Below are 11,673 nucleotides of genomic sequence, written 5' to 3'. Positions count from 1 at the left end.
TTTTTAGCTCAACGGATATTGCTACATAAACGTTTTAAAGTCACAGCAGCAATGCTCCTAGCAGCGCAAAATGCGCTACTCAAGGAAACAATATGTGTATAAAAAATGTGGGGAGCCTACAGGCTTTAGCCCCGAGGTTCTGTTAACAACCATCAACGCTCCCACGGGATAAATCTGTATTTGCTCAATATACCCCAGCGGCCTTAAATAACTGTAAATGCACCTTAACCAAGGCATCAATGTCTCGCTGGTAACCGCCACCAATCACCGCGGCGACGGGCAATCCTTTGTGTTCACACAGATCAAAAACCATCTTATCTCGCGCATAAACGCCTTGGGTACTGATACACAATTGCCCTAGATCATCATCTTCATGAATATCCACCCCAGCGTCATAAATCACAGCGTCGGGTTGGAAATTATTGACCGCAAGATTCAACGCACAATCAACCGTATCTAGATAGACCTCATCTGAGGTGCCTTTGGACAATGGGAAATCATAGTCAGAGACTTGCTTTCGATGTGGAAAGTTCTTTTCACCATGAATAGATACGGTTTTAACGTTGGCATTTCGCTCGGCCAACTTGGCGGTACCATCACCTTGGTGAACATCACAATCAAATATCAAAATCCTATCCACACTTGGATTTTGCAGCATATTTAATGCACTGAGATATAGGTCATTGACCATACAGAAGCCCGAACCAAAATTCGCGAATGCATGATGATAACCACCCGTTAGATTTATTGCCTTGCCAGACTCTAAAGCGAGTTGGCTGGTTAAGATAGTGCCACCCACGGCAGTTAAGGTGCGAGTAATCAACTGTTCTGACCAAGGAAATCCTATTCGCCGCATGGCTTTAGCATCCAGAGTACCAGTGGTAAGTTGCTGAACATATAATGGATTCAAAACCGACTTTAAACGTTCAGCGTTTACAGCTTCGGGTTGCTGAAAACTAGACTCGGGAACACCAAATTGGCGCAGAGCATCATAAATAGCCTGATATTTTTGAATTGGAAATCGATGCCTCACCGGTAAATCAAGAATCGAATAAATGGGGTGAAACACCAAAGGGATCATATACTTCCAACATTTAACATTAATCTAACCGCTTATTCTTCTTGCTCGGTCTGTTTATTCACCATGACCCGATAAACAATAAAAAGAATAATTGCAGCAACAAGTGAAGTGGCCGCCAAGCCAGACGGCTCTTTCATCATTTGCAGCGCACCTTCACCGAAAAATACAGCACTTAAACCTAAAGGCATAATACCGACAGTCGAGCCAAATGCGTACTTCCAAATATTAATTCCCAAAGAACCGCCAATTATACTCGTAACGGTAAACGGAGGTGTGGGAGCCAACCTCAATGCAAGAACCGCCCAAGCCCCTTTATCATCCATTTTGTTTTTCACTTTATCTAAACTATCACTGACTCTTTGACCAAACACTTCTACCCCCATGAATTTACCTACACCATAGCCACTAAGGCTCGCCAGTAAAAATCCAGGGATACAAATTAGCAAACTAATCCAGATATTAAACACTAAGCCTACAGCGAAAGCCATTAAAGGAATAGGGATCAATAAACTACCGCCAATGAAAAAGATCCCCAGAAAAACTAAAGCAGTGACTAGGTTTTGAGGCACACTATTGGTCAATTCAGTGATCTTATCTATGCTCAAAAATTCTCCCAAAGGAGTCAAAAAATAGGCTGCTGCTAAACCGACCAAAATCAATATAAGCACCCCAAGTTTCATCCCATTATTTTTATTCATTGTCCCCCTCCTTTTGCCCTTTTCGGTTTTTCGCCTGTTGCACTAACCATTGAAAAATACTTCTGTGGGTTTTCATATAAAACAAATACTCAGGATGCCATTGCACGCCGAGTACATTGTCACTGTTTTTACTCTCAATAACCTGATTGATACCGGCTTTTTCTTTTGCGGTAACCTCCAAAGACTCTGCGGGCTGAGCTATAGCTTGGGAATGAATCGCATTAACACGGATGGGATCATCACCAACAATATCGTTAATCAAAGTGTTGTCTTTGGTATAAATCACTTTTTTACGGGGAAAGGGACTGCGGATCCGCATTTTTTCCTGTAATAGAGGCAAGGTAGACTGGTACATGCTGCCGCCTAGTTCCGCATTAAGAAGCTGGTGTCCTCGGCAAATCCCCAAAATAGGTTTGTCTTGTTCCATAGCATAATCGATAAATTCTTGCTCCATTGAATCTCGAGCTTTATCATACTCGCTGGTTGAGAACCTGCTTAAAAGCTCCATGGGATATACCAGCGCTTCTTTGATTTTCAGCCATAAAGATCGCTCGACTTTAGGTAACGCCTGCTTAATGTAATTATCAGGATGAATATCAGAACCTCCACCAATAATGATGCCATCAAAATCAATTTGACCGCTGAAATCATCGGGCGTGACGCGAACAGGAACCCCACCCGCCAAGCGAACGTTCAGGGCCGTAAAAAGCCAAGCAGTCAGACCAGAACGATTGGGCCCTGTCACTGCGATTTTCGGTTTATTATTCACTGCCATACACCCACCCAATGTAAAAAAATTGATTATGTTAGGTTCTAAATCAGCCCCTAATAAGGTTAATTAGCAAAGAATGAACCAATTTCAACAGCTCCTAACAAGCCAATAAAAAACACTATAAAATCATACACTTAAAAATAAAAACAAACAAAACCCAGCAATCTAAAACGAATTTTTTTGTTTGCAAAATGAATTAATTTCAAACATAAATGTATTTTTTCTATGGCAATGCCTAATTGATGGTTGAGTAACGATTCTCTTTAAACGTAAGACTTTTTTTGTCTAGCAAACAATGATTTCAAAACAAGCGGTTAGACAGTGTCACTCTGTATTTATTAAAAATGTTAATTAACATTTAGGTATGTCGATATTGATCCTGTAGACTAGCCAGATTCGAGGTTTACTCTGTTAACAAAATGGGACGAAATACATGTCTAAGGTTAAACTGCAAGATATCGCAATCAAAGCTGGCGTCTCAATGATGACCGTCTCAAGAGTAATGAATAACGATCCCAAAGTCGGTGCAAAAACCCGCGAAAAAGTCAGCAAAATTGCCAAAGAAATGCACTATAAGCCCAATATAGCGGCGCGACATCTGGCGAGTTCTCGATCTTATTTCATCGGTTTAGTTTGCGAATACGCTAATTATTCATACGTGAGTAAATTTCTAGTTGGTGCCCTGCGAAAATGTCGTACTAGTGGTTATCATATTATATTGGACGAAGCCACTAGTCACCGTGAAAAGACCATAGCCACTATAAAAGATCTCATTTATGTGACTAAAGTAGACGGATTAATTTTACTCCCCCCGATTAGCAATATTCCTGAAGTTGTCGATTTATTAGTATCGGAAAACATTGATTTTGTGCGTATCGCACCTGACATTAATCTAACCGCTAGCCACTATATTTGCATTGATGATTATCAGGCGGCGTTTGAGGTTACTGAAAAGCTTATATTAAGTGGCCACAAACGGATTGCACATATTATTGGCAGTCCCAGTCAAGGGGCAAGCAGAATGCGTTATCAAGGGTATTTAGATGCATTGCGCTCCAATCAGTTAATGATACCACCGGAGTATATTGAACAAGGAGATTTCACCTATAAATCTGGCTTAGACGCGGCAAAGCGATTACTTGAACTAACCAACAAACCTGATGCAATATTTGCGGCAAATGATGAAATGGCAGCAGCGGTTGTTTCCGTCGCCCATATGAAACATCTAGATGTACCCGAAGACGTTTCCATTGTCGGCTTTGATGACACTGAACTTGCCACTACTATTTGGCCGAACATTTCAACGGTTACACAACCCCTTGAAGAAATGGCTGAACTCGCCATAGATATCCTAACCACTACCAAAACGCCCACTCCCCCCAAAAAACCTAAAATGTCTAGTATGCGTCATGTGCTGGAATATCAATTGCAGTTAAGAGACTCAAGTAAAAATAATGTTAATTTAACGTAAATTCATAATTGACAAACGAAACCTGACAAAATATTGTTAGCGCTAACATTTTATTGAAAACGTTCGGTGATTAATGAAACTTATAATAGCGTGGGCATTTTTATTCTTTGTAATTGGCTGTGTGTCGGGATGCACTCAATCTAGCTCGACTCACACAAACTCTGAACTAGTGACAGATGTTTCATTGCACCAAGCATTTTCTCCTTATTTTGATGTTGGCGTTGCTATCAACACGCAACAAGCAAATGGCCAAGACAGCCAGTCAGTCGCCATTGTGAATCAGCATTTTAATACCCTCACCGCCGAAAATGATATGAAGTGGGAAAGCATTCAGCCGACCTTAAATAGCTTCACCTTTGAAGCTGCAGATGCCCTTGTTGAATATGCAAACGCCACCCATAAAAATATTATTGGTCACACCTTAGTTTGGCATCAACAAACGCCTGATTGGGTTTTCGAGGACGAATTTGGCCAACCTGCTAGTCGTGAACTTTTGTTATCGAGAATGAAAGCTCATATTTTTGCGCTGGCAGGCAGGTATAAAGACGATATCAAAGGCTGGGACGTAGTGAACGAAGCGTTTAATGAAGATGGCTCTTTAAGGGACTCGAAATGGTCACAAATTATCGGTACAGACTTTATCGAAAAAGCCTTTGAATATGCTCATCAAGCTGCGCCAAATGCCAAGCTGTATTACAACGATTACAATTTATATAAAGCCCCTAAAATGGACAGCGTGATAGCGCTAGCTAAACGCCTTAAAGGAAAGGGGATACCCATAGATGGAATTGGTGAGCAAGGTCATTACGGCTTGGAACCTCCCCTTGAACAACTGGAAATCAGTATTAAAAAAGTGGCCGATGCGGGTTTAACAATAATGATTACAGAGCTGGACATTTCGGTTCTTAAATTCCCTGACGAAGAAAATATGGGGGCAGACATTTCATTAAATTTTGCCCTTAAAGATGAATATAATCCTTATGTAAATGGCATTTCGAAATCCGCTTATTCTAAATTGGCTAACGCCTATAACGATCTATTTAAGCTGTTTATAAGCTATCACCAACATATTGACAGGGTCACTTTTTGGGGTGTTTCTGACAATGATACATGGCGTAATAACTGGCCCATGCAAGGCCGCACCGACTATCCACTGCTATTCGACCGACATTATCAAGCCAAAGCTTTTGTAAATGACTTAATGGCGCTAGCCAAACAATATCAATAATTTAAGGTAAGTATTTAATGGTAAAGGTAAGCGTTACTGAGAAAATAGGCTATGGCCTGGGCGATGCAGCAAGTAACATCGTGTTCCAGGTAGTGATGGGCTTTTTGCTGTATTTCTATACCGACGTCTTTGGCATATCCGCTGCGGCAGTGGGTACCTTATTTTTGCTAGTTAGGATTTTTGATGCCATAACCGATCCTGTTATGGGTGGGATTGCAGACAGAACCGATACAAAATGGGGCAAATACCGTCCCTATTTATTGTGGTGTGCAATTCCATACGGTCTGCTAGCGGTATTGGCCTTTACCACACCCGATTTTAGTGACACGGGAAAGCTGGTATACGCTTACATTAGCTATACATTATTGATGACCGTTTACACAGCCATCAATATTCCATATTCCGCCTTAGGTGGTGTAATGACTGCGTCGCCCACTGAACGGGCGTCGGTTCAATCTTATCGGTTTGCACTGGCCATGGTAGGTGGCGCGATTGTGACGGCCAGTGTTTTGCCATTAGTTGACTATTTTGGTCAAGGCAACGAACAACAAGGTTTTCAAATGGCAATGGTCACGTTATCCATTGTCGCTGTGCTCTGTTTTGTGGGTTGTTTTTCTTTGACCAAAGAGCGGGTAGAGATGCCGAAATCCCCTGCCAACCCTATTCTTAAAGGAATTTGGCTCGACTTTGCCAAAATGCTGCAAAATGACCAGTGGCGAATCATCGCAATTGTTAGCTTGTTACTGCTTATTAGCGTGGCAATGCGTGGCGCGACAACCCCCTTTTATGTGCAATATTACTTGCAACAAGAATCGCTAATTACGCTGTTTATGACCAGCGGTATGGTTGCAGGTATAGCCGGCGCTCTGAGTGCGAACTGGTTAGTAAAAAGATTTTGTAAAGTCACACTTATGCGTTTGTGTGCGCTGGGTATAGTGGTGGCCAATGGAGTGTTGTTTTTTGTCCCCCGAGACTCAATGGAAATCGCCTTGGTGTTTACAATACTAGCCAATTTTGTCCACATGATATTTACCCCTCTATTATTTTCTGCCGTACCGGACACCGTGGACTACGGTGCCAAAAAATTAGGTCAAAGTGCCATGGCGATGGCGTTTTCCGGGCACCTATTAATGATCAAACTAGGCATTGCATTAGGTGGAGCCTTTACGGGCTGGATCCTCGCTACATCTGGCTATCAACCAAACATTGAGCAAAGCGAAACGGCATTGAATGGCATCTTATTCTTGTACTCTGCAAGCTCTGTTATTGCCGGCCTTGTGGTATTTGCTTGTATGAAATTCTACAAACTTACACGTGATTTTAAGGAAGCGTAAGAATGACGACCCCGACTCAACCTATGATACAAAACCCAATACTTCCAGGTTTCAACCCAGATCCGAGTATTGTTGCAGTGGGCGATGATTTTTACATCGCGACGTCCACCTTTGAATGGTATCCAGGTGTGCAAATTCACCACTCAAAAGATTTAAAAAACTGGCAATTGGTAAGCCGTCCATTAAATCGAAAAGCCTTGTTAGATCTGCGTGGTGAACCCGATTCTTGTGGTGTTTGGGCTCCCTGCCTTAGCTATCATGACGGCTTATTTTATTTAATTTATACCGACGTAAAACGATTCGACGGTGACTTCAAAGATGCCCATAACTATTTAACCACTTGTGAAACCATAGATGGTGATTGGAGTGATCCCATCTACATGAACTCCAGTGGCTTCGATCCTTCCTTGTTCCATGATGATGATGGCAAAAAGTGGTTCGTCAATATGGTGTGGGATCACCGCCGAGAAAAAAATAGATTCGGCGGTATCTTATTGCAAGAGTATTGCCCTGTTAAACAAAAACTAGTGGGGGAAATTAAGAATATCTTTGCGGGTAGCAAACTTGCTTGTACCGAAGCACCTCATTTGTATAAACGTAATGGATATTATTATTTATTAACAGCAGAAGGTGGCACGTTTTACACCCATGCAATGACACTGGCTCGTTCTAAGAATATCGATGGTTCATACGAACTAGACCCGTACGGCTACTTATTAACCGCTAAAGATAATCAACATTTGCCACTGCAGCGAACAGGTCACGGTGACTTGTTTGAAACAGCTAGCGGTGAAACCTATCTTGTGCATTTATGTGGTCGCCCCTTGTTAGGCGAACGGCGCTGTCCCCTTGGCCGTGAAACCGGATTACAAAAGACCTATTGGACTGACGATGACTGGCTAAGAGTTGAGAATGCAGTCACAGATGGCTTACCCACAATGGAGGTACCCGCACCGAATTTGCCCGAACACCCTTGGCCAGCAAGTCAAACTCAGCATGACTTTGATTCACCTCAGCTGCCAATTGAGTTTCAATGGTTACGTACCCCTAATCCCGAGCGTTTATTCAGCTTGTCCGCCCGTTCCGGTTATCTACGTTTGATTGGCAGAGAGTCCATAGGTTCATTATATGAGCAAGCCTTGGTTGCTCGTAGGCAAGAAGCTTTTAGCTATACAGCACAAACCGCCATGGAATTTTCACCCAGCAATTTTCAACAAACAGCTGGGCTTATTTGTTACTACAACAGCCAAAAATTCCATTACTGTTATGTGTCCATCGACGATGAAGGCAACCGTTTTGTAGATGTAATGAGTTGTTTAGGCAACCCTGATTTAACCCTAACATTTGCCCTTCGAGAAGGTCATACCGAACCTTGGGTGACAGACGAGCGCTTTATACTACCCAGTCAAGGGCCGGTATATTTGCGAGCTGAAGTGAACCACCACAAGCTCAACTTCTCTTTTTCAACGGATGAAATACATTGGACTAAGCTGCCCATCAACCTCGATTACAGCATTATTTCCGATGAAGCTGGCAGCGGTGAAGGTGCTCATTTTACCGGGGGATTTGTCGGCATGGCTTGCCAAGATCTGTCAGGACAGCAATGCACTGCTGATTTTGATTATTTCAACTACAACGAGCAATAAGTACAAAAGAGCATGATTACCCTCGAGACGTCACTTTTTACCTTATGTTTAAGCTCGGCGATGTATGCCGTTCAGGTTAGTTCAATGACGTTTCTCGTTAACAAGTATTTTAGCACCACATAACGGCGGCTTTTTAGGGTTGCTAGTGGTAAAAAAATGACCAACAAAACACATTGAAATATTAAAACCAAAAATAGTGATACGAACTTGGAGTTTAACCGTGAAGCATAAAAACCAATTAGCCGAACTAAAACGTAAGCCTAAACCTCGTTTTAATAAGTCCATGATTGCTTTAGCAATAATGGGTTTTAGCAGCCAAAGCTTTGCTCAAGATGTGCAGCCAAGCCCTGCAGCGGAAGACACAGATGTAGAAATCATCAACGTTCGAGGAGTGAGATCAAGTGTTATTCGCGCCCAAGAATTAAAACGTGAAGCAGACACCTTTGTCGACGCAATTACCGCATCTGATATAGGAGCACTTCCAGATCGAAGCGTACTTGAGGCAATGCAGCGCATACCCGGCATTTCAATTGAACGTTTTGCCGCAGCCAATGACCCCGACCACTTTGGAGTAGAAGGCAGTGGCGCGGTGATCCGCGGTATGTCAGCTACCCGCAGTGAATTCAACGGTCGGGATTCGTTTACAGCAAATTCTGGAAGAGGTCTGAGTTTTCAAGATGTTCCTCCTGAATTAATGGGATCGGTACGAGTTTATAAAAATCAGAGTGCGGACCTGATAGAAGGAGGGATTGGCGGTACAGTGAGTCTGCATACGCGCCTGCCTTTCGATTCTGATGAGCGTATTGTCGCGGTTTCTGCAGATCTGACTTACAGTGATTTGATAGAATAAACCACTCCTAGCGGGTCCGCCATGTTTAGTGATAGTTGGAGAACAGATGCTGGAAAATTTGGTTTCCTAGTCAACGTCGCCACGTCTGAATTGGAAAGCCTGTCTCATAGTATGCAATCTGAAGTATTTTTAACCCGCGATGATTTGGTCGAAGGTCAGACGGTACTTGCTCCTAATGGTGGCAACTTTGGAAAAAATAATATAAACCGAGAAAGACAAGGCCTTGCCCTAGCCGTTCAATGGGAAAGCCCTGATCGTCGTACTTTAGTGACTGGCCAGTTTATGCGCTCTGATGCGACCCTAGCTTGGACTGAAAATACGTTCAGTTATCAAACCGATATGAACAATGGCGCTGAAGCGGATGGCCTGAGACGAGACACTTACCCGCTAGATGGCACGCCTGCTTATGAATTTGATGATAGCGGCACTTTCGTCAATGGCACTATCACCGACCAACGTGATGGAGGCTGGCGTTCAAATGGAAATGATCAGCAACGTGTGCCAATTGCTGCGGATTGGGGAAACCCTTCAGTACCACAATTCGGTAATACGTACCAAACAACAACACGTACTAAAGAACAAAGAACCATTGTTGATGACTATGCATTCAACGTGAAATTCAGACCCAATGACACTTGGTCCCATGAGTTTGACGTACAGTATATCGATGCCACAACCAAAGACGATGATGTCACCCTATTCTTAGGTACTCAAGCCAATATAAGTTTGAACTTAAAAGGAGATGTGCCACAAATAGAACTTTTAGAACCATGGAATGGACACCCAGGAGGTAATGGACAAGAAAGTAACCCTGCTTTTTTCCAAACCAAATCTTCATATTACTGGCGCTCAGCAATGGATCACTACGAACGGAGCGAAGGTGATTCCGTTGCATTTCGCTATGATACTAAACATATTTTTGATAGTGGCTTTTTCTCTTCGGTCAAAGCTGGAGTTCGTTATGCAAAGCGTGAGCAAACAGTGCGATTTTCAGCCTATAACTGGCAATCACTGGGCGCAATATTTAGCAATGATATAGATGGTGATGGATATGCTGCAGCCTGGCTAGACCTGCCAGCAGCGGCAAGCTTAAATGATGAGGTACAACAAGTTAGTTGGGACAATCATCACCGTGGAGACAATGTAATCGTGCCCGGCGGCACAACCCTACACCCATCAATTGCGTTAGTCCAAGACTACGCTAATTGGGGAAGCAGACTGGCAGATATAGCGTCAGATTGGGAACCGTTATCCGAGCGACAAATACAAAACGGAGTTGACGCCAATGGTAACCCCACTTATGAGCAATTAGACGGACCTTTTAGACCGGCCGAATCGAATACCTTTGTGGAAACCAATAAAGCCGCCTATGTGCGCTTTGATTTTGAATCTGATAACTACAAGTTCCCTTTTAACGGCAACTTTGGTATTCGTTACATTGAAATAAAGCGGGAAACCGAAGGCGCTGTTACCTTTCCTAATCTCATTCCCAATGATCCAACGGACACATCTGATCGCTTAAATTATTTACCTGCAGATGATCTTGCATTTGGTAATTATGGTACCTCGATGCTTAACGATGTCTACACAGATGACTTCATTTTGCCTAGTTTCAATCTAAAAGTAGAATTAGATGAAAATTTAATTGCTCGCTTTGCCGTGTCTAAAGCCATTGCTTATCCAGATACGGGGAATTTGAAAAACTACGTGAGTATTGAGGATGGCATCTTCGTTACCGACCGAACAGAACCAGAAGAACCTGGCGGTGAAGCAATCATTAACGGTGCAGATGTAACCACCTGGGAAGGTAATTCAGGCAATCCTTATTTGGCTCCCATGGAATCGATTCAATACGACCTTTCCCTGGAATGGTATTTCAGCGAATCAAACTCTCTAACAACTACCTTATTTTACAAAGATTTGAGTAACTTCTTTGTGACTGGGGCAATGGATGAGCAGTACACCAATAATGGGGTGACCAACACAGTGAGAGTGCAAAAGCCACTAAATACTGACGAAGGAACAATGCAAGGTATTGAATTTGCTTATTCGCAATTTTTCGATTTCTTACCATCTCCTTTTGATGGTTTAGGGGTTCAGGCTAACTACACCTATATTGAAGCTGAGGGAGTGCCCAACAGTAATACCTTTGAAACTGAACCTGATGGACAACCCAAAGATGGGCCAGCGGAAGCCGCATTTGATTCGCTACCGTTAGAGGGGCAATCTAAACACACCGCAAATTTAGTGTTAACTTATGAAAAGAATGACGTATCAGCGCGTATGGCCTATAACTGGCGGTCGGCATACTTGTTAACCGCAAGAGATGTTATTGCGCCCTATCGGCCTATTTATAATGAAAGTGCAGGCTTTCTTGATGGCTCTATTTTCTATAACGCAACTGACAATATTAAGGTCGGGATTCAAGCTGTCAACTTGCTAGATACGGTGACTAAAACAACCATGCAAATAGACGATGAAGGCACTCGAACCGGTCGTTCCTGGTTCGTAAACGATAGACGATTCTCTTTTGTAGTTAGAGCAACCTTCTAGTTAAGTTAGCAACGAAGTACAGGTTCGCGCACCCAACAGG

The 11,673-nt window shown here is 42.8% G+C and carries 8 protein-coding genes and 1 pseudogene; 6 read left to right on the top strand and 3 right to left on the bottom strand.

The genetic code is table 11. The features are described from left to right. Nucleotides 1-184: 184 nt before the first annotated feature. From ACYVIL_RS19250 to ACYVIL_RS19240, 3 genes are read right to left on the bottom strand one after another with little or no spacing between them, the layout of a single operon-like run. The gene (locus tag ACYVIL_RS19250) at nt 185-1,081 is read right to left on the bottom strand and encodes a histone deacetylase family protein (protein WP_460314264.1); all 897 of its coding nucleotides are present in this window, start codon (nt 1,079-1,081) and stop codon (nt 185-187) included. Nucleotides 1,082-1,113: 32 nt separating this feature from the next. Continuing rightward, nucleotides 1,114-1,779: a TVP38/TMEM64 family protein gene (locus ACYVIL_RS19245; RefSeq protein ID WP_460314262.1), complete on the bottom strand. Its 666-nt coding sequence runs from the start codon at nt 1,777-1,779 to the stop codon at nt 1,114-1,116. Then, nucleotides 1,772-2,554, bottom strand: a complete 783-nt coding sequence (locus ACYVIL_RS19240; protein ID WP_460314260.1) for a gamma-glutamyl-gamma-aminobutyrate hydrolase family protein — start codon at nt 2,552-2,554, stop codon at nt 1,772-1,774. Before ACYVIL_RS19240 ends, ACYVIL_RS19245 begins: the two co-directional genes overlap by 8 nt. Before the next feature lie 430 nt (nt 2,555-2,984). Between ACYVIL_RS19240 and ACYVIL_RS19235 the strand changes: the two genes are divergently transcribed. From ACYVIL_RS19235 to ACYVIL_RS19210, 6 genes and pseudogenes are all read left to right on the top strand, one after another. Next, on the top strand, nt 2,985-4,022 hold the full coding sequence (locus tag ACYVIL_RS19235; protein WP_460314258.1) for a LacI family DNA-binding transcriptional regulator: 1,038 nt from the start codon (nt 2,985-2,987) through the stop codon (nt 4,020-4,022). 73 nt (nt 4,023-4,095) lie between these two features. Then, nucleotides 4,096-5,250, top strand: a complete 1,155-nt coding sequence (locus ACYVIL_RS19230; protein ID WP_460314256.1) for an endo-1,4-beta-xylanase — start codon at nt 4,096-4,098, stop codon at nt 5,248-5,250. Between the two features lie 17 nt (nt 5,251-5,267). After that, nucleotides 5,268-6,584: a glycoside-pentoside-hexuronide (GPH):cation symporter gene (locus ACYVIL_RS19225; protein ID WP_460314254.1), complete on the top strand. Its 1,317-nt coding sequence runs from the start codon at nt 5,268-5,270 to the stop codon at nt 6,582-6,584. 2 nt (nt 6,585-6,586) lie between these two features. Then, nucleotides 6,587-8,230, top strand: coding sequence for a glycoside hydrolase family 43 protein (locus tag ACYVIL_RS19220; RefSeq protein ID WP_460314252.1), 1,644 nt, complete (start codon nt 6,587-6,589; stop codon nt 8,228-8,230). A gap of 220 nt (nt 8,231-8,450) precedes the next feature. After that, on the top strand, nt 8,451-9,080 hold the full coding sequence (locus ACYVIL_RS19215) for a TonB-dependent receptor plug domain-containing protein (RefSeq protein WP_460314250.1): 630 nt from the start codon (nt 8,451-8,453) through the stop codon (nt 9,078-9,080). 15 nt (nt 9,081-9,095) lie between these two features. Beyond that, a pseudogene (locus ACYVIL_RS19210) lies at nt 9,096-11,633 on the top strand (TonB-dependent receptor); the annotation flags it as partial. Nucleotides 11,634-11,673: the final 40 nt, after the last annotated feature.

It is taken from the genome of Aliiglaciecola aliphaticivorans (assembly GCF_054782055.1).
This window is presented reverse-complemented; position numbering and strand designations above follow the sequence as displayed.

Excerpts from the sequence above, each read along its gene's own strand:
- ACYVIL_RS19250 (WP_460314264.1), bottom strand. The coding sequence starts at position 1,081 with ATGATCCCTTTGGTGTTTCACCCCATTTATTCGATTCTTGATTTACCG.
- ACYVIL_RS19245 (WP_460314262.1), bottom strand. The coding sequence starts at position 1,779 with ATGAATAAAAATAATGGGATGAAACTTGGGGTGCTTATATTGATTTTG.
- ACYVIL_RS19240 (WP_460314260.1), bottom strand. The coding sequence starts at position 2,554 with ATGGCAGTGAATAATAAACCGAAAATCGCAGTGACAGGGCCCAATCGT.
- ACYVIL_RS19235 (WP_460314258.1), top strand. The coding sequence starts at position 2,985 with ATGTCTAAGGTTAAACTGCAAGATATCGCAATCAAAGCTGGCGTCTCA.
- ACYVIL_RS19230 (WP_460314256.1), top strand. The coding sequence starts at position 4,096 with ATGAAACTTATAATAGCGTGGGCATTTTTATTCTTTGTAATTGGCTGT.
- ACYVIL_RS19225 (WP_460314254.1), top strand. The coding sequence starts at position 5,268 with ATGGTAAAGGTAAGCGTTACTGAGAAAATAGGCTATGGCCTGGGCGAT.
- ACYVIL_RS19220 (WP_460314252.1), top strand. The coding sequence starts at position 6,587 with ATGACGACCCCGACTCAACCTATGATACAAAACCCAATACTTCCAGGT.